General features: G+C 72.4%; 21 protein-coding genes and 1 tRNA gene. 9 read left to right on the top strand and 13 right to left on the bottom strand.

Annotated elements, in window-relative coordinates; translation table 11 throughout:
• Window positions 1–61: 61 nt before the first annotated feature.
• Together HGK68_RS14830 and HGK68_RS14825 are read right to left on the bottom strand one after the other, a co-directional pair.
• Window positions 62–1384, bottom strand: coding sequence for an SWIM zinc finger family protein (locus tag HGK68_RS14830; RefSeq protein ID WP_169166656.1), 1323 nt, complete (start codon window positions 1382–1384; stop codon window positions 62–64).
• A 64-nt stretch (window positions 1385–1448) separates the two neighbouring features.
• Window positions 1449–1874, bottom strand: a complete 426-nt coding sequence (locus HGK68_RS14825) for an organic hydroperoxide resistance protein (RefSeq protein WP_169166655.1) — start codon at window positions 1872–1874, stop codon at window positions 1449–1451.
• Between the two features lie 107 nt (window positions 1875–1981).
• Here HGK68_RS14825 and HGK68_RS14820 point away from each other — a divergent pair, with 107 nt between their 5' ends.
• Window positions 1982–2674, top strand: a complete 693-nt coding sequence (locus HGK68_RS14820; protein WP_169166654.1) for a TetR/AcrR family transcriptional regulator — start codon at window positions 1982–1984, stop codon at window positions 2672–2674.
• A gap of 62 nt (window positions 2675–2736) precedes the next feature.
• Here the strand turns inward: HGK68_RS14820 and HGK68_RS14815 are convergent, their stop codons facing one another.
• Window positions 2737–5976, bottom strand: a complete 3240-nt coding sequence (locus HGK68_RS14815) for a hypothetical protein (protein WP_169166653.1) — start codon at window positions 5974–5976, stop codon at window positions 2737–2739.
• A 71-nt stretch (window positions 5977–6047) separates the two neighbouring features.
• Here HGK68_RS14815 and HGK68_RS14810 point away from each other — a divergent pair, with 71 nt between their 5' ends.
• From HGK68_RS14810 to HGK68_RS14795, 4 genes are all read left to right on the top strand, one after another.
• On the top strand, window positions 6048–6827 hold the full coding sequence (locus tag HGK68_RS14810; RefSeq protein ID WP_169166652.1) for a sulfite exporter TauE/SafE family protein: 780 nt from the start codon (window positions 6048–6050) through the stop codon (window positions 6825–6827).
• A gap of 97 nt (window positions 6828–6924) precedes the next feature.
• On the top strand, window positions 6925–8202 hold the full coding sequence (locus tag HGK68_RS14805; protein ID WP_169166651.1) for an aspartate kinase: 1278 nt from the start codon (window positions 6925–6927) through the stop codon (window positions 8200–8202).
• The gene (locus HGK68_RS14800; RefSeq protein ID WP_169166650.1) at window positions 8199–9248 is read left to right on the top strand and encodes an aspartate-semialdehyde dehydrogenase; all 1050 of its coding nucleotides are present in this window, start codon (window positions 8199–8201) and stop codon (window positions 9246–9248) included. The genes HGK68_RS14805 and HGK68_RS14800 overlap by 4 nt, the downstream gene beginning before the upstream one ends.
• 216 nt (window positions 9249–9464) lie before the next feature.
• Complete coding sequence (locus tag HGK68_RS14795; protein ID WP_169166649.1) at window positions 9465–10466, top strand: GGDEF domain-containing protein; 1002 nt, start codon at window positions 9465–9467, stop codon at window positions 10464–10466.
• 190 nt (window positions 10467–10656) lie between these two features.
• Here the strand turns inward: HGK68_RS14795 and HGK68_RS14790 are convergent.
• The 3 genes from HGK68_RS14790 to HGK68_RS14780 form a co-directional block, all read right to left on the bottom strand.
• A tRNA-Pro gene (locus HGK68_RS14790) sits at window positions 10657–10730 on the bottom strand.
• Between the two features lie 67 nt (window positions 10731–10797).
• The gene (locus tag HGK68_RS14785) at window positions 10798–11772 is read right to left on the bottom strand and encodes a metallophosphoesterase (protein ID WP_169166648.1); all 975 of its coding nucleotides are present in this window, start codon (window positions 11770–11772) and stop codon (window positions 10798–10800) included.
• Window positions 11772–14168, bottom strand: a complete 2397-nt coding sequence (locus tag HGK68_RS14780) for a penicillin-binding protein (RefSeq protein ID WP_169166647.1) — start codon at window positions 14166–14168, stop codon at window positions 11772–11774. Before HGK68_RS14780 ends, HGK68_RS14785 begins: the two co-directional genes overlap by 1 nt.
• Before the next feature lie 228 nt (window positions 14169–14396).
• On the opposite strand from HGK68_RS14780, the gene HGK68_RS14775 reads away from it, so the two are divergent.
• From HGK68_RS14775 to HGK68_RS14765, 3 genes are read left to right on the top strand one after another with little or no spacing between them, the layout of a single operon-like run.
• The gene (locus HGK68_RS14775; RefSeq protein WP_169166646.1) at window positions 14397–14705 is read left to right on the top strand and encodes a WhiB family transcriptional regulator; all 309 of its coding nucleotides are present in this window, start codon (window positions 14397–14399) and stop codon (window positions 14703–14705) included.
• A 5-nt stretch (window positions 14706–14710) separates the two neighbouring features.
• Window positions 14711–14872, top strand: a complete 162-nt coding sequence (gene sp36, locus HGK68_RS14770; RefSeq protein WP_169166645.1) for a Sp36 family protein — start codon at window positions 14711–14713, stop codon at window positions 14870–14872.
• The gene (locus HGK68_RS14765) at window positions 14869–15339 is read left to right on the top strand and encodes a RidA family protein (RefSeq protein ID WP_169166644.1); all 471 of its coding nucleotides are present in this window, start codon (window positions 14869–14871) and stop codon (window positions 15337–15339) included. The genes sp36 and HGK68_RS14765 overlap by 4 nt, the downstream gene beginning before the upstream one ends.
• Before the next feature lie 63 nt (window positions 15340–15402).
• Here HGK68_RS14765 and HGK68_RS14760 read toward each other — a convergent pair whose 3' ends face one another.
• From HGK68_RS14760 to HGK68_RS14740, 5 genes are all read right to left on the bottom strand, one after another.
• Complete coding sequence (locus HGK68_RS14760) at window positions 15403–16080, bottom strand: Crp/Fnr family transcriptional regulator (protein WP_169166643.1); 678 nt, start codon at window positions 16078–16080, stop codon at window positions 15403–15405.
• Window positions 16081–16166: 86 nt separating this feature from the next.
• Window positions 16167–16877, bottom strand: coding sequence for a hypothetical protein (locus HGK68_RS14755; protein WP_169166642.1), 711 nt, complete (start codon window positions 16875–16877; stop codon window positions 16167–16169).
• Window positions 16874–17758: an ABC transporter ATP-binding protein gene (locus HGK68_RS14750; protein WP_169166641.1), complete on the bottom strand. Its 885-nt coding sequence runs from the start codon at window positions 17756–17758 to the stop codon at window positions 16874–16876. The genes HGK68_RS14755 and HGK68_RS14750 overlap by 4 nt, the downstream gene beginning before the upstream one ends.
• Window positions 17755–18114 carry a GntR family transcriptional regulator gene (locus tag HGK68_RS14745; protein WP_169167157.1) on the bottom strand — a complete coding sequence of 120 codons (360 nt, stop codon included), beginning with the start codon at window positions 18112–18114 and terminating at the stop codon, window positions 17755–17757. The genes HGK68_RS14750 and HGK68_RS14745 overlap by 4 nt, the downstream gene beginning before the upstream one ends.
• Before the next feature lie 67 nt (window positions 18115–18181).
• The gene (locus HGK68_RS14740) at window positions 18182–18550 is read right to left on the bottom strand and encodes a hypothetical protein (RefSeq protein ID WP_169166640.1); all 369 of its coding nucleotides are present in this window, start codon (window positions 18548–18550) and stop codon (window positions 18182–18184) included.
• Between the two features lie 113 nt (window positions 18551–18663).
• On the opposite strand from HGK68_RS14740, the gene nth reads away from it, so the two are divergent.
• Entirely contained in the window at window positions 18664–19323 is a 660-nt protein-coding gene (gene nth / locus HGK68_RS14735) for an endonuclease III (RefSeq protein ID WP_169166639.1), read from the top strand.
• 60 nt (window positions 19324–19383) lie between these two features.
• On the opposite strand, the gene HGK68_RS14730 is transcribed toward nth, so the two are convergent.
• Together HGK68_RS14730 and HGK68_RS14725 are read right to left on the bottom strand one after the other, a co-directional pair.
• Window positions 19384–20307 carry an alpha/beta fold hydrolase gene (locus HGK68_RS14730; protein ID WP_169166638.1) on the bottom strand — a complete coding sequence of 308 codons (924 nt, stop codon included), beginning with the start codon at window positions 20305–20307 and terminating at the stop codon, window positions 19384–19386.
• Window positions 20308–20319: 12 nt separating this feature from the next.
• Window positions 20320–21618: a Na+/H+ antiporter NhaA gene (locus tag HGK68_RS14725; protein ID WP_206155761.1), complete on the bottom strand. Its 1299-nt coding sequence runs from the start codon at window positions 21616–21618 to the stop codon at window positions 20320–20322.
• Window positions 21619–21628 lie beyond the last annotated feature (10 nt).

Below are 21628 nucleotides of genomic sequence, written 5' to 3'. Positions count from 1 at the left end.
GGTCGGCCCGCGACGATCAGCCTGGTGGCGTCGGCCTGCGCGACGTGCAGCGCTGCGGCGTTCAGCCTGAGACTGTGCGCCCCTGCGACATCTGCACCGCGAGGACGTGCGCGCACGGTCCACGCCGGGTGCCGTGCCGGAGCCACCAGGGGCAGGTGCACCGGAACTCCGGGTCCAGGCGCACCCGGTACTCCAGGTCACCGCGGGCGCTGCCGACCAGCCAGGTGCCGTCCTCGGCGGCACGGACCCGTCCGTCGCCGAGCAGGCGTCGGGCGGTGACCAGGCGGGGGTTGTCCTTCTCCACCCGGTCCGGGTCGTCGGGGAGCTGACGGTGGAACCAGGCCTGGTCGTGCGCGTCCCAGCCGACCCGGCCGGAGACCGCCAGCACGGCCAGCGCCCGCTGTACGGCGTCGGGGGGCAGTGCCGCCTCCCGGGCGAGCCGCGGCAGGTCGATCACCGGATCGAAGGCGAGCAGTGCGCTGAGCAGGTCGGCATCGGCGATCACCTCCGGCGCGGCCAGGGCGGTGAGCAGGGCTCCCTCGCCCGAGTGGCCGCGCCAGGGCTCCTCGGTCAGGCCGAGGGTGAGCCGGGCGTCGGGGAGGCCGAACTCGATCACGGTGGGCCCGGGTGCGCCGGTGCCGTAGCACCGGACCTCGCGCAGGTGGCTCAGCAGCCGCTTGACCGCGCTGAGTCGATGCAGTCCGGCGATGTGCACCCCGCCGGGCTGGGCGCGGGGACTCAGGCGGACGCCGGTGCGGGTCGGGGTGAGCCAGCCGTCGCGGCCGGTGGCGGTGGCGGCGGGGAGTCCGGCGACGAACTGACGGGCGGCGGTGCCGGTGAGCGTGAAGGCGGCGGGCAGGCCGCGGTGCAGCTCGGCGGCGTTGCCGAGGGCGCGCACCCAGCGGTCGGGCATGGCGACCGGGCGTTCGACGGCGGTCCGCTCCGGGCTGGCGACGGTCAGTCCGGCCTCGCCGACGTCCAGGTGCAGCAGCTGGTCGGCGTGCACGGCGACCAGAGCGGCGCGCATGGCGGCGCCGAGGTCGACGTTGGTGGTGCCGTGGGCGATGTCGCCACCGTCGAATCCGGCGCCGAGCAGGTCGAGCCGCGCGTAGACGCTGTTGCAGGCGGAGAAGCACTCGGCGCGCAGCCGGTCGCCCTGGGCGGTGAGCACCGGGTCACGTTGCGTGGTCGGCGTGTACTGGAAGTACCGGGTGGCGGTGATGTCGGCCAGGGTGACCAGCCCGCGGGCCAGCACCTGCGGACGGGTGGCGAAGCCGTGGAAGAAGCTCGGGCGTGGGTCCAGGCCGTGTGGTGTGAGCGCGGGCGCGAGCGCCAGGCCCAGGGCGTCGTCGATCAGGGACGAGGCTCCCGTGAAGCTGCGCATGGTCCGACCCTAGGTCCTCACGCCAACGGGGCGGGCCGCTGGTGTCGGCCCGCCCCGGCTGCGGTCAGGCGACGGTGGTCTCCAGGGTGACCTCGATGTTGCCGCGGGTGGCGTTGGAGTACGGGCAGACCTGGTGGGCCTTGGCGACCAGGTCCTCGGCGGCCGCCTGGTCCAGGCCACCGATCTCCACGTGCAGGGCGGCGGCGATGGTGTAGCCGTTGTCGCCGTTCGGGACCAGGGTGATGTCCGCGGTCACGGCGGAGTCCTGCAGCTGCACCTTCTGCGCGGCGGCGACCGACTTCATCGCGGAGTGGAAGCAGGCGGACCACCCGGCGGCGAACAGCTGCTCGGGGTTGGTGCCGCCTCCGGCGCCGCCCATCTCGGTCGGCACGGCGAGGGTGAGGTCGAGGGTGCCGTCGCTGCTGACGACCTGGCCGCCGCGACGGCCCTCACCCGTGGAGGTGGCGGTGGCGGTGTAGATGGCGCTCATGGCGACTCCTCAGGTAGACGAACTAGTACGTCTACTAGACCATGGGGGGTGGCGGGCGTGCAAGACTTCCCGCTGCACCCGAGGACCCGACCGAGCGGAGGAGCGTCATGCGCACGACCAGCACGGGCATCGACCCGCAGCCGGCCACCGGTCTTCCGGTCGGTGCGGTCGGCGCCGTCGATCAAGGCGACCCGGCCCGTGGCGCCTCCCTGGCCGGCGAGGCGCTCCCGACCTCCCCGGTGGCCGCGAAGATCCTGGCCGCCGCCAGTCGGCTGTTCTACGCCGAGGGCATCCGGGCGGTCTCCGCCGACCGCGTGATCGCGGCCGCCACCGTCAGCAAGGTCACCTTCTACCGCCACTTCGGCACCAAGGACGACTTGGTCGTCGCCTACCTGCGGGCCATCGCCACCGGTGAGCGCGCGGCCGTCGACCAGGTCCGCGCCGCGCACCCCGACGATCCGGTCGCCGTGCTGCGCCACTACGCCGACTCGCTGGACGACCAGTCGTGCCGACCCGGCTTCCGGGGCTGCGCCTTCATCAACGCCGCCGCCGAGTACGCGGATGCCGCACACCCGGTGCGGGCCGTCGTCGCCGAGCACCGGGCCTGGCTCACCGACACCGCCCGCGCCCTGCTCGACCAGGCCGGAGCCCGCGACCCGGAGCAGGCGGCACTGGAACTGGTGCTGCTGCGGGACGGGGCGATGGTCGCCGGGTACGCGGGCTCCGCGCAGGCGGGTGCCGCGCTGCGCCGGGCCGGGCGTGCGGTGCTGGACGCCCACGGGGTCGCCCTGCCCGAGTGACGGGGCACCACCCCCCCGAGGCGAATGGCCGAGCGTTGGGCCGATGACCCCGTCAACCCCGGCTACACCCCGAGGGCGTCCCGCAGCTCCCGCGCCTTCCGCAGCGCCGCCGCCGATCCCCGCCGGTCGGCGATCGCCGCCAGCCCCGGCCACGCCGCGTCCACCGCCGGGATCCGGCCCTCGGACGCCGCCCACCGCAGCAGAGGGGCATGGCTCAGCGCCACGTCCAGCACCGTGTTCAGCCACCGGGGCAGACCGCCGTCGACCGCCGCGGCGTGCCGCACCGACTCGGTCAGCACCGGCCACAGGATCGGCAGGGACGTCGCGTCGTCGGTCAGCGGCCGCACCATGCGGGCCGGGCTGATCACCGGCTGGGCGAGCAGGGACGGCAGCACCGCACGCACGCCCGCGGCGCCGATCAGCCCCTCCCGGAGGATCGTCACCACCGAGGACAGCGCGTCGGCGCTGTCGTGGCAGAGCGAGGCGAGCACCACCGCCGTCATCGACGTGGTGAGCGGGCCGCGTGCGCCGTCCCCGGCCAGCGGGCCGTCGCTGCCGCGGACCCAGTTGCGGTGCTCGCCCACCACCAAGCGCCCGTCGGCCCAACGCAGCCAGCTGTCCCGGCCCCTGTTCCGGGGCGGCGGCGTGTCGTCCGTCCACCGTCCGGCGGCGCATTGCCCCTCCACGGTCAGGTCGTAGAACCAGCCCTTGACCACCCGGTAGCGCCCACCGTCCGGCACCGTCACATCGAGGACCACCATCTTGCCGGGACCATCCGGGTCGTCCCAGCTGGCGGTGAAGCTCGTGCCGTCGTCGATCAGCGGCGCGGCCCCCGCGGTGACCGGCCAGCGAGCCTGCTGTTCGGCGGTCACCGTCGGGGTGGAGCTGGGCGCGGGCGCGGGGGTCATCGGCGCCGGCAGCTGCGCCACCACCGCTCGGGCGAGGGTCACCGCCCGCGAGGACCCGCCCTTCGCTGCCAGGGCACGCACCCCGGGCAGGGCGAGTGCGTCGGCGTCGGTGACCTCGGGCAGCAGCTCCTGGATCACCGCGACCACCTCGGCGGTCCCGGCGGGCATCCGAGTGCGGGTCAGTCCATCGGCGACCAGGTCGTCCAGCACCGGCCAGACCACCGACAGCAGCCCGACCTCGGCCAGATCCCGGCAGGCGGTGGCGAGGGCTGCCAGGTTCGACGGGGCGCCCGTCCACCAGTCCAGGTAGCGGATGTCGGCGGCCCCCGGCCGCAGCAGCCCGCGCCGCCACGCCTCCTGTGCCGCGTCCACCGCATCGGAGCCGGGGTCCCGGGCAGCGCCGATCAGCTGGATCGCGCTCGCCGGGCTGAACGGGGTGCGTCGTCGGATCCGCTGGACCGCCGGGACGTCGAGCCCGCCGTGACCACGGTCCGGGTCGGGGCGCACCGGGACCGCGAGCGAGTCCAGCCGGGTGCCGAACCGGTCCGGGAACGCCGCCAACGACTCCGGCACCCGTTCCTGCTCGACCTGCCACCAGGGCCGGTCCGGGGCGGCGACCAGCCGCGGCTCGGGCAGCGGGTCGTCCAGGTAGGCCAGCACGGCGGGCCCGGCGGTGATCGGCAGGGTGCTGCCGTCCTGACGGCCGATCGGCACGGTCAGGTCGGTCAGCTCCGCCCGCAGCGCGGGGGTGAGCAGCTCGGCGTCGGTGCGCAGCATCGCGAGCAGCAGATCGGCCTCGACCACCGGCACCTGGCGCAGGCTCCGGTAGCGGCGCAACCGGTCCACCAGGTCGGCGGGATCGATCCGCAGGTCCACCCAGCTCGGGGTGGACAGCAATACCGGGATGACGCCGAGACGGTCGGGCACCCCGGTGTTCCGGGCCGCCTCGGGCCCGGCGACCAGCCGTCGACCCGCGTGTTCCAGAGAGGGGGAGGGGCGCCCGGTGACCCAGGACGACAGCCCCGCGAGCGCGCGCTCCACGCGGTCCCCGATCCCGGCCAGCGCCTGCCGCGCGGCGTCCCGGTCCTGAGCTGCCAACTCGACGGTCAGAGTGAGCAGCAGTTCCTGGTCCAGCGGGTCGGCGGGACCGTCCGGCACCGCCGCTCGGCTGAGCGCGTCGGTCACCCGCTCCGGCGTCGCCGTCCCCGGTGTGAAACGCTGCACCGTCCACAGCGGCGGGGTCGGCTGCCACAGCCCGCGGGCGACCATCGGCTCGGGTGCCGTCGGCGTCACCGGCACCGACCAGGCTGCGATCAGTGCCGCGGCGGCCTTCGCCACGGCCGGACTGGCGTCGTCGGCGAGGGTGGTCAGCAGCTCCGCCACCGGGTGGTCGGGGTCGACGGTGATCGCGGGGCGGCGGGCGGCGGTGGTCAGCAGCAGCCGCCGCGCCTTGGCGCTGGACACGAAGAGGGTGGCGCCCAGCAGCTCCAGCACCTGGTCCTGGGTCGCGTGCTGGATCAGCGCGGGGGCCAGCGCCTCGATCACCGGCGCGTCACCGTGCGCCAGGATCGGCAGCAGCGCGGTGGCCCGCGCGGCGATCTCCTCGGCGGTCGCCGCCAGCGGTCCGGTGATCACCTGCGTCCACGCCTTGCGGTCGCCCGGTCGCTGCGCGGTGTCCAGCCCGGTGAACGCGAGGTCCAGTGCGGCCTGCCGGTCGATCCAGCCCCGTGCCACCGCGGGGCCGAAGGTGGCGGCGAACGGTCCGGTGGCGGGCACTCCGGCGAGCACCGCCGCCACCGCGTGCTCCGCGTAGCGCGGCGCCAGATCATCAGCCGGGATCCACCCGCGAGCCGCCGGCATCAGCTCGCCCGCCTCGCCGTCGGTAAGCGCGCCCGCGGCGTAGCTGGCCCAGTCCTTCAGGTAGTCCAGATTCGCCGGCACCGGCAACGCGTGCCGGATCACCAGGCGGACGGCGGCACCGGCCAGGGCCGTGCTGTCGTGGGTCCAGAGCCGCCGGGCCGGGACGCAGGCCCGCGCGATGAACTGCTCGGCGAAGGCCGGTCCGCGCTGGGCCAGGACCTCGGTGGCCAGCGTGTCGTCCACCGTCCGCGCACTCGGCATCACCGTGGCCGCCCGGCGGGCGTCCACCCCGACCCGGACCGCGAACAGTCCGAGCATCGCGCGGTCGACGTCCACCGACCAGACCTCGCCCCAGCTGTTCGGTCCGGTCTGGCCCATCGCCGACCAGTCGCCGGAGGCGAGCCCCCGCTTGGCCACCGCGCGCTGCTCCGGCGTGCCCAGCGGCAGGTGCGGCGCGTCGGCGAGCGATGCCCCGTCCCAGCCCAGGTCACGGAAGACACGGAGGGCGGCCAGCAGCGGCTCGGAGGCGCTCATGGGGCCGATCCTAGGAGCCACCCGTCGGTCCACGGTGGTCCGCCGCCGGGTGACCGGGTTGGATGGCGGGCATGACCGTCTCCGGCCTCGACCTCTCGGTCACCACCGTCGTCCTGCTGGTCCTGGCCGGTTTCGCCGCGGGCTGGGTGGATGCCGTGGTCGGTGGCGGCGGGTTGATCCAGCTGCCGGCGCTGCTGCTGGTCCCGGGGATCTCCCCGGTCCAGGCGCTGGCGACCAACAAGCTCGCCGGGATCATGGGCACCTCGGTCAGCGCGGCGACGTTCTACCGGCGGGTGCATCCCGATCTGCGCACCGCGGGTCCGATGGCGCTCGCGGCCCTGGTCGGTGCCGGAGGCGGCGCGTTGCTCGCGTCGTCGTTGCCGGAGGGCGTGTTCATCCCGGTGATCCTGGTCGCCCTGGTCGCGGTGGCCGCGTACACCGTGGCGCGGCCGACGATCGGCCGGGCGACCGAGCTGCGGTGGCAGGGCCGGACCCATCTGCTGGTCGCCCTCGGCCTGGGCTGCGGGATCGGCGCCTACGACGGGCTGCTGGGTCCGGGCACCGGGTCCTTCCTGGTGATCGCGCTGGTCGGCGTGCTCGGGTACGCGTTCCTGGAGGCCTCGGCCCAGTCGAAGATCGTGAATGCGGCGACCAATCTCGGTGCGCTGATCGTGTTCACGATCCAGGGGGCACCGCTGTGGCTGCTCGGGCTGATGGTCGGCGCCGCCAACATCGCCGGGGCGTACCTCGGCGCGCGGACGGCGGTGGCCCGGGGCAGCGGATTCGTCCGGGTGGTGTTCCTGGTCGTGGTCGCGGTGCTGATCGTGAAGCTGGGTTCGGACCTGCTCTAGGGCTGTCGTGAGACGGGCGTCCCACGCCGCGAGCGTCCGCCCTACACTCGCCGGAGGCGCGAGCCGCGCCGATCCGTCCGACCCTGAAAGTCCTGACGTGGCCCTCATCGTGCAGAAGTACGGCGGTTCCTCGGTTGCCGACGCCGAGAGCATCAAGCGCGTCGCGAAGCGGATCGCCGAGGCCAAGCGGGCCGGCGACGACGTGGTCGTGGTGGTCTCCGCGATGGGCGACACCACCGATGAGTTGATCGATCTCGCGCAGCAGGTCACGCCGCTTCCGCCGTCGCGGGAGATGGACATCCTGCTGACCGCCGGTGAGCGGATCTCGATGTCGCTGCTGGCGATGGCGATCAGCAACCTGGGCGTCGAGGCGCAGTCCTTCACCGGACAGCAGGCCGGAGTGATCACCGACGAGGTGCACGGCAAGGCGCGGATCATCGACGTCAGCCCGTCCCGGATCCGCACCGCGCTGGACGAGGGCGCGGTCGCCATCGTCGCCGGGTTCCAGGGTGTCACCCAGCACACCAACGACGTCACCACCCTCGGCCGCGGCGGGTCGGACACCACCGCCGTCGCCCTGGCGGCAGCCCTCGGCGCCGACGTCTGCGAGATCTACACCGATGTGGACGGCGTGTTCACCGCCGACCCGCGCATCGTCCCCTCCGCCCGCAAGATCGAGCGGATCAGCTACGACGAGATGCTGGAGATGGCGGCCAGTGGGGCCAAGGTGCTCATGCTGCGCTGCGTCGAGTACGCCCGGCGGTACGGGGTCCCCGTGCACGTCCGGTCCTCGTTCTCCGGCCACGACGGCACCCTGGTCTGCGATCCCACCGACCCCGAAGGAGCAGCACCGATGGAGCAGCCGATCATCTCCGGCGTCGCGCACGACCGGAGCGAGGCGAAGATCACGATCGTCGACGTCCCGGACGTGCCCGGCAAGGCCGCCAAGATCTTCGAGGTGGTGGCCGCCTCCGGTGCCAACCTGGACATGATCGTGCAGAACGTGTCCGCCGCGTCCACCGGTCGCACGGACATCTCCTTCACGCTGCCCGCCGACGACGGGTCGATCGCCATCGCCGCGCTCACCGCACACCAGCCGGAGATCGGCTACACCTCGCTGCAGTACGACGACACCATCGGCAAGCTGTCGCTGATCGGCGCCGGGATGAAGTCGCACCCCGGGGTGTCGGCCCGGCTGTTCGCCGCGCTGTCCGAGGCCGGGATCAACATCGAGATGATCTCCACCTCGGAGATCCGGATCTCGGTGGTCACCCGCGCCGATCAGCTGGACGAGGCGGTCCGGGTGGTGCACACCGCCTTCGAGCTGGACAGCACCGACGAGCAGGCAGTGGTGTACGGAGGGACCGGACGATGAACGCGGCACGCGCTGGACTGAACGTCGGGGTGGTCGGCGCCACCGGACAGGTCGGCGCCGTGATGCGCCGACTGCTGGCGGAGCGGGACTTCCCGGTCGCCGGCATCCGGTTCTTCGCCTCGGCCCGTTCCGCCGGGACCACGCTGCCCTGGCGCGGCGAGGAGATCGTCGTCGAGGACGCGGCCACCGCGGACCCGACCGGCCTGGACATCGCGCTGTTCTCCGCCGGAGGTGCCACCAGCAAGGCCCAGGCGCCGCGGTTCGCCGCCGCCGGGGTCACCGTGATCGACAACTCCTCGGCCTGGCGGATGGACCCCGAGGTGCCGCTGGTGGTCTCCGAGGTCAACTCGGAGGACATCGACGCCGCGGTCAAGGGCATCATCGCCAACCCGAACTGCACCACGATGGCCGCGATGCCGGTGCTCAAGGTGCTGGACGCCGAGGCCGGGCTGAGCCGCCTCATCGTGTCCACCTACCAGGCGGTCTCCGGCTCCGGACTGGCCGGTGCGCAGGAGCTGGACGACCAGGCCCGCGCCGCACTGTCCCAGGACACCCTGGCGCTGGTGCACGACGGGTCGGCGGTGACCTTCCCCGCGCCGGTGAAGTACGTCGCGCCGATCGCGTTCAACGTGCTGCCGATGGCCGGGAACCTGGTCGACGACGGCTCCCGTGAGACCGACGAAGAGCAGAAGCTCCGCAATGAGTCGCGCAAGATCCTGCACCTGCCCGAGCTGCTGGTCGCCGGGTCCTGCGTCCGGGTGCCGGTCTACACCGGGCACTCGCTGTCGATCAACGCCGAGTTCACCCGGCCGATCACCCCGGAGCGGGCCGAGGAGCTGCTGGCCGACGCCCCGGGCGTGCGACTGGTCGACGTGCCGACCCCGCAGCAGGCGGCCGGCGCCGACCCGTCGCTGGTCGGTCGGATCCGGCAGGACCGGTCGGCCCCCGAGGGTCGCGGACTGGTGCTGTTCATCTCCAACGACAACCTGCGCAAGGGTGCGGCCCTGAACGCGGTCCAGATCGCCGAGCTGATCGCGGCCCGCTGAGGCCCGGTGGCCGCGACGTCCTCGCGGCCACCGACCCCGCAGCTCAGCGGGGGAAGCTCAAGATCCGGGACGGATTCGGTGCAGGTCGGCACCGGGAACCTTCAGCGCGGCACCGGTCGAGCCGATGACTACGGCATGACCTTCGCGCGCGATACGGGCCCGCGGGCCCCGTCGCCCGTCGAGGCCACGCCCTTGGTGATCCGGATCATGGACCGGATGCCCGCCTGGCTGCAGATCGGTGGGCACGCCGCTGCCTGCGGCCGGATGCTGCTGGTGTTCTGCGCCGTCGTCATCCTGCTCACCATGCCCTTCCTCGGGCTCCCCCCGCGCATGCTGCTGGTCCTCGCCGCGGTCGTCGGCACGCTGCTGCTCGGCGCTGCCGCCAGCTTCCTGATCCGATGGCGGCACCGTTCGCTGGTCAGCATGGTCTTCCCGCTGCTGGTGCTGGTGTCGCTCGCCGCGATGGGCCTGGGCACCGAACACGCCGCCGGTGCGTACGTCGGTCTGATCCCGTTGTGCTTCGTCTACCTCGGGCTGTTCCACCCCGGTCGGATCGCGCTCGGCCTGGTGCCGGTCGCCCTGGTCGCCTATACGGCGATGGTGCCGCTGTTCGACCCGCGTGCCTGGGTGCGGATGGTGATCTACGGCCTCATCTGGTGGGGGATCGCGCAGGTGCTCGCCCTGACCACCGCCTATCAGCGCGACGTGCACAGCAGGTTGCGCCGGGACGCCCGCACCGACGCGCTCACCGCGCTGGGCAACCGCCGGGACCTGGAGGAGCAGCTGTCGGCGGTGCAGGCCGGTGACACCCTGGTCGTGATCGACCTCGACCACTTCAAGACCGTGAACGACACCCTGGGCCACTCGGCCGGGGATGCCGTCCTCACCGGGTTCGGGCACCTGCTGGACCAGCATCTGCGCCGCCGGGACTACGCCGCGCGCTACGGCGGGGAGGAATTCGTCCTGGTGCTGCCCCGGACCGAGGCGGTGCAGGCGATGAACATGCTCCGCGCGCTGCGCACCGAGTGGGCCGAGGTCAGCACCGGCGTCACCTTCTCCGCGGGGATCGCGACCATCTGCCCGGGTGTGCCGCCGGGGACCGCCCTGGCCGCCGCGGATGTCGCGCTGTACCGGGCCAAGGCCGCGGGTCGGGACCGGTTCCGGATCGCGACCGACCACCGCGGGCCGAACCGCGAACCCCTGGACGCGAGCCGCTGAATCCCCGGGTGCGCTGCCGTACCCCGGACCCCCGCACGCCTCACGTTCGCGGACCGGGCCAAGCCGAGCCGGGTTGGGCCGAGCCGGGTCAGGCTGCGCCGATAGGTCTGAGGCGTGCCGCCAGAGCACGCCCGGGCCGGGCACGCGAGAAGGGCCGGTACCTCGCGGTACCGGCCCTTCTGCATCACGGTCGGGGTGGCGGGATTCGAACCCACGACCTCCTCGTCCCGAACGAGGCGCGCTACCAAGCTGCGCCACACCCCGTGGTGCTGACTCAGCATACCGGACGTTGGGGGATGCCCGGTAACCGATGCCGGTCGACGACCGCCGGTCAGCTCGCCGCGACCAGCGTGAGCACCGCCGCCTCGGGCCGGCAGGCGAAACGCACCGGCGCGTAGGGGGAGGTGCCCAGGCCGCCGCAGACGTGCAGCCAGGTGGAGTCCGCGCCGTGCGGCGCATCGGGCCGGGCACCGGGCCAGCCGTGCAGCCCCTTCGCGCGGCCACGGTCCAGGTCGCAGTTGGTGACCAAGGCGCCATAACCAGGGACGGCGAGCTGTCCGCCGTGGGTGTGCCCGGCCAGGATCAGGTCGGCACCGTCGGCGTGCATGGCGTCCAGGACCCTCCGGTAGGGAGCGTGCGTGACCCCGAGGTGCAGGGCGGGCAGGTCACCGGTGACCCGGGCCGGGTCGGCCGGACCCGCGCGGTGCGCGACCGGGCGGATGTCGCCCTCGGGTCCGGGGAACCGGTCCAGGTCGAGGTGCGCGTCGTTCGTGCCGACCAGGCTGATCCGCTGTCCGGCGACCTCGACGGCGTCGCGGCGGTTGTCCAGGTCGATCCACCCGGCGGAGGTGAGGCGGCGACCGAGCTCACGCCAGGGCAGCTCGGTGGGCGGCTCGTCGCGCTGCACCCGGGCGTCCGGCAGCAGGTAGCGCGCCGGGTTCTTCGGGGAAGGGGCGAAGAAGTCGTTGGAGCCCCACACGAAGGCCCCCGGGGTGTCCAGGTGCGGTTCGAGCGCGTGCAGGAGCGCGGGCATCGCGTCCAGGTGCGCCCAGTTGTCCCCGGTGTCGATCACCAGGTCGGGCTGGATGGACGCGAGGTCCCGCACCCAGTCGATCTTGCGATGCTGGCCGGGGGTCAGGTGCAGGTCGGACAGGTGCAGCACGGTGAGCGGGTCGGCACCCGGCGGCAGCACCGGGACGGTGAACTCGCGCAGGGTGTACCAGCGCGCCTCGACCGTCCCCCAGGCGACGGCCCCGGCACCGGCGAGCGCCGCGGCGCCCAGGCCGCGCAGCAGACGCGAGGTCACTAGCCCTGGCCCGGGGGATTGGCGCCGGGATTCGGCTGACCCTGGTTCGGGTCGGCCGGCTGCTGTCCCGCGGGGTCGGGGCCCTTGGACAGGATCAGCGTGATCGTCGCTCCGGGAACGGCCGACCCGCTGGGGTCCTGGCGGATCACGGTGTTCGGGGCGAGCTCGGAGAACTCTGCCTCGCCCGCCTGCACGCCGAAGCCCGCACCGGAGAGCTGCTGGGTGGCGGCGTTGACGTCCAGGCCGACCACCGACGGGACGCCGACCGGCGCGCCGTAGATGTCGTCCGAGCTGGCCGCGCCGAAGTCCGGGTTCGGGGTGCCGTCCAGTAGCACGGCGTCCATCGCGGTCTTCCATGCCTTCCCGGCGATGGTCGCACCGAAGACGTTGGAGTAGTACTTGCCGTTGATCGTGACCCGCTGCATCGGGGTCATCGAGTCCGGGTGACCGACCCACACGGCGGTGGCCAGTCGCGGCGTGTACCCGGCGAACCAGGTGTGCTCGTTCTTGCTGGTGGTACCGGTCTTGCCGGAGGCGGTGTAGGACGGGGTGCCGATGCCCTTTCCGGTGCCGCTCCACACGTTGCTCATCGCGTACGCCATCGCGTTGGCGATCTCGGTGGAGATGGCCTGCTTGCACCCGGCGTCCGGCACGGTCACGTCGGCGCCGTCGGCGTCCTTGACCGACAGGATCGCGATCGGGGAGCAGTAGGTGCCACCGGAGGCGAAGGTCGCGTAGGCGGAGGCGATCGCCAGCGGGGTGGTCGAGTCCGAGCCGAGCACGTTCGCCGGGAACGCCTGGAAGGTCTCGCCGTTCCCGGCCTGGACCACACCCAGCTCGGCGGCGCCGTTCATGATGTCGCACAGGTCGAGCTGCATCGCCATCGTCAGGAAGGCGAGGTTGACCGAGTTCTGGGTGGCCTGCAGGACGGACATGTTGCCCGCGCCGCCCTCGGAGTTGCCGACCTTGTAGGTGCTGTTGCCGAGCTTCGCGCCGCAGGCGGTGAACTGGTTGGTGTTCAGGGTCCGGGCGGTGCCGTTGACCCGCTCGCTCAGCGAGTGCCCGTCCTTGAGCCACTGCAGCAGGGTGAACGCCTTGAAGGTCGAACCTGGCGGGAAGCCGGTCGAGCCGCCGTAGGCGTAGCTGGTGTTGTAGTTCACCGAGGTCTGACGGTCACCGGCCTCGGAGGTGTTGTTGAACTCGCGGTTCTGGGCCATGGCCTTGATCTGGCCGGTGCCCGGCTCGACCACGCTCATCGCCTCACCGACACCGGACGGGTCGTTGACCGGCACGCTGTTCTTCACCGAGTCGTTCGCGATGGTCTGCACCCGGGTGTCCAGGGTGGTGACGATGGTCAGGCCACCGCGGTACAGCCGGTTCTCCCGCTCCTCCGGCGTCTCACCGAAGGCCGGGTCGTTCTTGATCACGTGGGTGACGTAGTCGCAGAAGTAGCCGGAACCCGGCACGGAGGTCTCGGCGGCCATGCAGCCGGACTTCGGGTCGGAGGGGATCAGCGTCGCCGCGAGCGGGGTGGTCTTGCCCGCCTCGTACTCCTCGTCGGTGATGTACCCCTGGTCGTGCATCAGGAACAGCACCGTGTTGCGGCGACCCTCGGACTTCTCCGGGTTCTTGATCGGGTCGTAGAGGGTCGGGCTGTTGGTCACCCCGGCGATGGTGGCGGCCTCGAGGTAGTTCAGGTCGGCGGCCGACTTGCTGAAGAACCGCTGGGCGGCCGCCTCGACGCCGTAGGTCGAGACGCCGAACTGCGCGATGTTCAGGTACGCGGTGAGGATCTCGTCCTTGGTCATCGTCTTCTCGAGGGCGATGGCCAGCTTCGCCTCGCGCAGCTTGCGGGCGTAGCCCTCGGCGCCCTCGGCCTCCCGTGCCTGCTCCGCCTTGGCGTAGTCGCCGTCCCGGATCGCCGACTCGATCAGCACGTTCTTCACGTACTGCTGGGTCAGGGTGGAGCCACCCTGGGTCGAGCTGCCGGTCAGGTTGGCCATCGCCGCGCGCAGCGTGCCGGTGGGGTCGATGCCACCGTGCTGGTAGAACCGCTTGTCCTCGGTCGCGATCACCGCGTTCTGCATCTGCTCGGCGATCCGGTCCTGCGTGACGACCTCGCGGTTCTCGGCCCAGAACTCGGCGAGCACCGTCGTGCCGTCGGCGGCCAGCAGGGTCGACTTCTCCGAGAGCGGCTTCTGCTCCAGCTCGCTGGGCAGGTCCTCGAAGGCCTGCACCGAGAGGTTCGTGGCGCTGTTCGCGATGGCGACCGTGGGCAGGGCGAGTCCGGCGGTCAGCAGACCACCGATCCCGGAGGCCAGCAGGAACGCCATGAAGAGCGCCACCGCCTGACCGGCGGTCATCTGTCGACCGCGGGGCGACGAGGGAGAGGGCATGCCCGCCAGGGTACGGGAGCAGGTGGGTCACCCTCCACGGTGATCATCGGCATCTGGGCTTTGTGCACGGGACCTGCACACGGAGCTGAACGGGCGCTGGGACCCAGGTGGGTGGTGACGTGGGACGACTTGCGCGGTACGGTCGCGGGCAGCAGGGGGACACTGCCGGTCTTTGCCGCACCCGGTCGGGCGTCCTCGTGGGGAATGGTCTGGATCAAGGGGGATGGCATGTCCGTCACGGACAGTCATTGGACGGCGTTCGCGGCCTGTGGATCGGCGGGGTCGGAGCGGGTGGAGCCCGACGACCTGTTCGTCGAGGGCAAGGCGCAACGCGATGCGCGAGCCGTGTGTCAGTCGTGCCTGGTGCGCCTGGAGTGCCTGGCCGACGCGTTGGACTGCAGGATGAACTTCGGCGTCTGGGGTGGGATGACCGAACGGGAGCGTCGCGCGTTGTTGCGCAAGCGCCCGGACGTCGAGTCCTGGAAGGACGAACTGCTCGGGCTGGACGACGTGCGGGACGCCGCCCGACTAGGGTGACGCGCATGGCCACCACCACCTGGGAGTACGCGACCGTCCCGCTCATCGTCCACGCCACCAAGGCGATCCTCGACCAGTGGGGATCGGACGGCTGGGAACTGGTCACCGTGTTGCAGACCGAGACCGGTCTCGTCGCCTACCTGAAGCGTCCGACGGGCGAGAAGTGACCGGCCGCATCGCCGACCGGCTGGCCGAGCTGGGGCTGGAGCTCCCGCAGGTCGCCGCGCCGGTCGCGGCCTACGTCCCGGCGGTGCGCACCGGGAACCTGATCCACACCTCCGGCCAGCTGCCGTTCGTCGGCGGCGAGCTGGCGGTCACCGGCAAGGTCGGCGACACGGTCTCGCCGGAGCTGGCGCAGGAGCTTGCCGCCACCTGTGCGCTGAACGCCGTCGCGGCCGTCGCCTCGCTGCTGGACGGCGACCTGGACCGGGTGGTCCGGATCGTCAAGGTGGTCGGCTTCGTGGCGAGCGATCCGTCGTTCACCGGACAGCCCGGGGTGATCAACGGCGCGAGCACCCTGCTGGGCGAGATCTTCGGCGACGCCGGGGTGCACGCCCGCTCGGCGGTCGGGGTCGCGGTGCTGCCGCTGGACTCGGCGGTCGAGGTGGAGATCGTCGCCGAGGTCGTCGACTGACGCGTCGCGGACACACACGAAGGCCCCCGATGCGGTGATCGCGTCGGGGGCCTTCGTCGTCGTTCAGCGGGCGCGGCGTTCCAGCCGGTCCAGGTCGAGCAGCACGATCGCGCGGCCCTCGCGGCGGACCCACTTGCGGGCGGCGAAGTCGGCGAGCGCCTTGTTCACGGTCTCCCGCGACGCACCGACCAGCTGGGCCAGCTCCTCCTGCGTGAGGTCGTGGGCGACCCGGACGCCCTCGTCGGTCTGCTGACCGAAGCGGGTGGACAGGTCCAGCAGGGCCTTGGCGACCCGGCCGGGCACGTCGGCGAACACCAGGTCGGCCAGTGCCTCGTTGGTCCGGCGCAGGCGACGGCCCAGGGCGGCGAGCAGGTGCTTGGCCACGCCGGGGTTCTGCTCCAGCCAGCCGACCAGTTCCTCGTGACCCAGCTCCATCACCACGGCGTCGGCGACCCCGGTGGCGGTGGCGGTGCGGGGGCCGAGGTCGAAGAGCGACAGCTCGCCGAACATCTCCCCGGGGCCGAGCACGGCGAGCAGGTTCTCCCGGCCGTCGCTGGAGCGTCGGCCGAGCTTGATCTTGCCCGTCCGGATCACGTACAACCGGTCGCCGGGTTCGCCCTCGTGGAAGAGGACCTCACCGCGGGCGACGTGCACGGGCTGCATGGAAGCGATCAGCGCGCGGGACGCCTCCGGGTCCATCCCCACGAACAGGGGCGCCGAGAGTACGACGTCGTCCTCCACCTGTGGAACCTTTCTCACCGGGAAATCGATGGGGTCAGTCTGCCCCATCCGGCCGGGTCGGGGTGACCGGAGGACGAAACCACCGGTCAGCGCACCGACGAGCCGCGCAGGAAGGCCCAGGTGCCGATGGACGAGCCGGCGATGACCGCCACCGCGGCCACGATCAGCCACCAGGCGCGGAATGCCTCGACGATGGACCTGAAGGACGGCACCGCGAGGATCAGCACCACCAGGACGGCGAGCACCAGGGCGGTGCCGAGGACGATCGGGCCACGGTTGCGGAACCGGACCCAGGACGCCGCGAACACCCCGCCCAGGCTGTAGATGCTCATGCTGCCGAGGAAGACGATCACCGCGATCTTCGCCAGCGAGCCGGAGCCGAGCAGGAACACGTCGAAGATGTAGAAGTCGGCGAACCAGTGCCCGGTCGCCAGCTCGATCGCCAGCAGGACCGTGAAGATCGCTGCCAGGTAGGCGGAGGTGATCGCCCACCAGAGCACCGTGCCGAAGACGAAATGTCGCCTGGTGGCGCCGAGGGTGAGGGCGAAGGGGAAGGTGGTGGCCACCGACTGCACGCCCATGTAGCCGATGAAGCCGCACAGGCCCCAGAGCATCCCGCCGTTCGACCGCGCGCCCTCAACCCAGGCGTCGGTGCCGGGTGTCTGACCCGCCCGGATCAGCAGCACCATGATCAGGACCGAGATCAGCGCCACCAGCCCGGTGATCCCGAGCGGCACGACGAAGGTCATCTCGCGCTTGTTCAGATGCAGCCGGGTGGCCGCCAGGGTGTCGGTCATGCCGCGACCTCCGTGGTGTCGTGCCCGGCGCCGTAGGAGGCGACCAGGTCCTGCAGGGATCCGCCGCTGAGCTGGACGCCCAGGCGATGGGCGGCGTCGCTCAGGTCGTTGTCGGTGCGCACCAGCGCCGAGCACAGTCCGCCGACCACGTCCCGGCGCAGCACGTCGAAGCCCGCGGTGAGCTGGCTGACGGCTCCGGTGGTGCCGGACAGCTGGACCAGGCCGCCGACCACGTCGTCCCGATCGCCGGCGGCCACCACCCGGCCCCGGTCCAGGATCACGACCTGGTCGAAGAGCGATTCCGACTCCTGCACCAGGTGGGTGGACAGCACCACGGTGCGGGGGTGCTCGGCGTAGTCCCGCAGCAGCGCGTCGTAGAACACCCGCCGGGCGGTGACGTCCAGGCCCAGGTAGGGCTCGTCCAGCAGCGTGATCGGTGTGCGGGAGGCCAGGCCGAGCACGATGCCGAGCGCAGACAGCTGGCCACGCGAGTACTTCTTCACCGCCACCTTGGCCGGCAACGCGAAGCTGTCCACCAGGGAGGCGGCGAGCTCGGCGTCCCAGTGCGGGGCGAACGCCGGTCCGATCCGCAGCACGTGCCGCAGGTAGTAGTCGTCCGGGTAGCGCTGGCTGTCCCGGATGTACCGGATGGTGTTCAGGGTCGGCGCGTGCTCGAAGGGATGGTGGCCGCCGACCAGCACCTCGCCGCTGGTGGGCCGGTCCTGCCCGGCGATGATCGACATGATGGTGGTCTTCCCGGCGCCGTTGCGGCCGAGCAGGCCGAGGATCGCGTGCTGGGGCACCTGGAAGTCGAGCGCGTGCAGCACCGGGGTGCGGCCGAAGGTCCGGCTGACTGACCGGACGTCGATGGCGGTGGTCATGAGCTGGCCTCCTGGTCGAGGAGTTGGTGGAGGGTGGGCAGGTCGACCCCGATCAGCGCGGCTTCGCGCAGCAGCGGGGCGATGTACTCGGTGCGCAGGTTCTCGGCGCGTCGGCTGCGCAGCAGGGCGGGAGCGCCCTCGGCCACGAACATGCCGATGCCGCGCTTCTTGTAGAGCACGCCCTGGTCGACGAGCTGGGTGATCGCCTTGCCGACGGTCATCGGGGCGGTGCGGAAGAAGACCGAGAAGTCGTTGATGCTCGGGATCGCGCCGTCCTCGGGGTAGACCCCGGCGACGATGTCGTCGGCGATCCGGTCGGCGATCTGGGCGAAGATCGGACCTTTGCCATCGAGCATGCGCACCTCCGGTCGGTAGGTCATCTAGTGCACTAGGTAACCTACAGACCGACGGCCCGGCACGCAATCACGACACCGAGCGGGCGAGCTCCTCGATGTAGAGCTCGGTCAGGTCGTCCAGGGCTTCGCCGAGTTGCTCCTGGTATTCGGCGAGCCGGTGATCCAGCGCGCGGAGCCGGGGCAGCTGCTCGATCTCGGCCAGCGGCAGGGCGCCGCGCACCGCACCGGCCAGCTCGGCGGCGCCGGGCAGCGGGCGGGCGCGGTCGAGGAAGAGGTCACGCAGCTCCGGGTCCTCGCCGGGCATCCGGGGCGGGGCGGCCGCGGCCACCGCCAACTCGATCCGGTCCCGGAGCAGCAGCCGCCACCGCCGGACGTGCTGGTGCTCCAGCCGCAGCGCACGACGACGGCGGCGCAGATCGGCCAGTGCTGCGGGCATCTCGTCCTCGGGGAGTCGTCGGGGTGCTGGCGACTTTCTCGACCCCGCGGGTGCCCGACTTGAGCCGGAACGGCGGCATCACCCGTGGGGGCGAGCGGCTCTAGGCTGACCGAATGACCACCACGGACGCCGACCGGCCACCCCTCGCCCTGGTCAGACGCGCCCGACGGGTCAACCGGGCGCTGGCCGAGCGGTACCCCGATGCGCGGTGTGAGCTGGATTTCAGCACCCCGCTGGAGCTGCTGGTCGCCACCGTGCTCTCGGCGCAGACCACGGACGTCCGGGTCAATGCGGTCACCCCGGAGCTGTTCGCGCGCTACCCGGACGCTGCCGCCTATGCCGGTGCGGCACCGGACGAGCTGGAGGAGATCCTGCGCCCGCTCGGCTTCTTCCGGGCCAAGGCGCGGTCGCTGATCGGCCTCGGCCAGGCGCTGGTCGAACGCCATGGCGGGCAGGTCCCGCCCCGGCTGGCGGATCTGGTGCGGCTCCCGGGGGTCGGCCGCAAGACGGCGAACGTGGTGCTCGGCGACGCCTTCGGCATTCCCGGGATCACCGTGGACACCCACGTCGGGCGGTTGGCCCGACGCCTCGGCTGGACCACCGAGGAGGACCCGGTGCGGGCGGAGCGGGAGATCGCCGCACTGATCCCGCGCGCCGAGTGGACGCTGGTCAGCCACCGCCTGATCTTCCACGGCCGCCGGTGCTGCCTCGCCCGCCGGCCCGACTGCGCGAACTGCCCGGTGACCCGGGACTGCCCGTCCTCGCTGGTCTGAGCCGGCACGCCGGTCACGGCACCCCGACCGGTGTCGTCACCGCCACCCGGCGGGACGGGGTCAGCGCAGCCCGTCGAGCCACTCGACCAGCAGCGAGGTGACCCGCTCCGGCTGCTCCTCGGCCAGGAAGTGCCCGGTGCCGCCGAGCATCTCGAACCGGTACCCGGCCCCCAGCCGCCCGGCGACGCGCCCGGTCGCCACCGACCGGGACACGGCGTAGCAGCCGTCCGACCCGCCGTGCAGCTGCAGCGTGGGCACGGTGGGCGCCTCACGCAGGGCCTGGGCGTGCCGTCGACCGTCGGCACGGAACCACGACCGGTACAGCCAGCGCACCTGCTCCATCGCCGAGTGGGCGGCGAACGGGATCTGGGCGGCTCGGCGGTACACGGCCAGCGCCGCCGGGTCCGGCCACCGGGCGCCGCCCCACTCCCGGAGCAGCTTGGCCACCCGGTCGCCGTGCGTCAGCGAGCGTTCGGGCAGCAGCGGCACCTGGAACTCCACCATGTGCCGCAGGGCCTTGGCCCGCAGGCCGCGTCGGGGGTCGCCGAGCCGGTGCAGCGGGTGCGGGGACGACAGCACGCCGAGGGCGGTGGTGACCTCCGGGTGGTACGCGGGCATCGCCCAGGCGACGTCACCGCCGCCGACGCCCTGGCCGACGAACACCGCGCGCTCGCAGCCCAGCGACCGGACCACACCGGCGACGTCCTGGGTCAGGGTGGGCATGTCGTAGCCGATCGGCGGCTTGTCCGAGCCGCCGATCCCGCGCAGGTCCATCGCGGCCACCCGGTAACCGGCCTCCGCCAGGGCCGGGATCTGGTGCCGCCACGCCCACCACAGTTGCGGCAGCCCGTGCAGCAGCACCACCAGCGGGGCGTCCCGGTCCTCGGGTCCGGCGGTGGCGACATGGAAACGCCCGCCGTTGGCCGGGACGAACTGGTGCCGCCACGGGCCGTCCAGCAGCAGGGCGGAGGAGTCGACGGTCATCGACAGCTGAACCTACCCCTTCGCGACGACCTCCGGGGCGGGACCTGCCAGTCGGCGGTGCTGCCGGTCCCGCAGCGCCAGGGCGATCCCACCGATGACGGCGGCCAGCAGCGAGGCGAACAGGATCGCCACCGTCAGGTGCTGGTCGTGCTCGCTGTCGGCGCCGAAGGCGAGCGCCCCGATCAGCAGCGAGACGGTGAAGCCCATCCCGGCCAGCGCCCCCACCGAGGCGACGTCCCGCCAGTGCAGATCCGGTGCCAGCTGCGCCCGGGTGAAGGTCGCGACCAGCCAGGTGGCACCCAGGATGCCCAGCGGCTTGCCGACGACCAGGCCCAGGGCGACACCCTGCGCCACCGGGTCGCTGAGCGCATCGCCGATCACCTGAGCGTTCAACGTCACCCCGGCGGCGAACAGCGCGAACACCGGCACGGCGACTCCCGCGGAGATGGGGCGCCAGTGGTGTTCGAGCCGTTCGGCGACACTCACCGACTCGCCGGTGCGTGCCAGCCCGGGGGCCGTCATCCCGAGTGCCACCCCCGCGATCGTCGCGTGCACCCCCGAGGCGTGCATCAACGCCCACGCCGTCACCCCCAGCACGACCAGCAGCGGACCCCGCGCCCGAGATGACAGCAAGCGACGCATCCCGGCCGCCCATCCGCCGGTTTCTGTCATCTCGGCGGGGGCGGTGCGGACGCGGATGAGGAGGGCGAAGCAGGCGATGGTGAGGGCGGAGAGGGTGAGGAACTCGAGGTGCAGGGACTCGGTGTACACGGTGGCGATGACGATGATGCCGAGCAGGTCGTCCACCACGGCCAGCGTGAGCAGGAAGGCGCGCAGCGAGGTCGGCAGGCTGCGGCCGACCACGGAGAGCACCGCGACCGCGAACGCGATGTCGGTGGCGGTCGGCACCGCCCAGCCCTCGGTGGCACCGCCCCGGTTCACCAGCAGGTACAGCAGCGCGGGCACCGCCATGCCGCCCACCGCCGCGACCACCGGCACCATGGCGGTCCGCACCCGGCGCAGCTCGCCGTCGACGATCTCGCGCTTGAGCTCGACCCCGACCACGAAGAAGAAGATCGCCAGCAAGCCGTCCTTCGCCCAGTCGGCGAGGCTGAGGTCCAGATGGAGCGCGGCCGGGCCGATCACGGTCTCGGAGACGGCGGTGTAGGCGGCAGCCCAGGGCGAGTTGGCCCAGACCAGGGCGGCGACCGCCCCGATCAGCAGCAGGACGCCGCCGGTGCGCTCGGCGCGGAGGGTGTCGAGCAGATTGCGCTCACCGCCGGGGGTGAGACTGCTGAACAGAGTGGACACGACGGGATCT

The organism is Cellulomonas taurus (assembly GCF_012931845.1).
GTDB classification, from domain to species: Bacteria; Actinomycetota; Actinomycetes; order Actinomycetales; family Cellulomonadaceae; genus Cellulomonas; species Cellulomonas taurus.
This window is presented reverse-complemented; position numbering and strand designations above follow the sequence as displayed.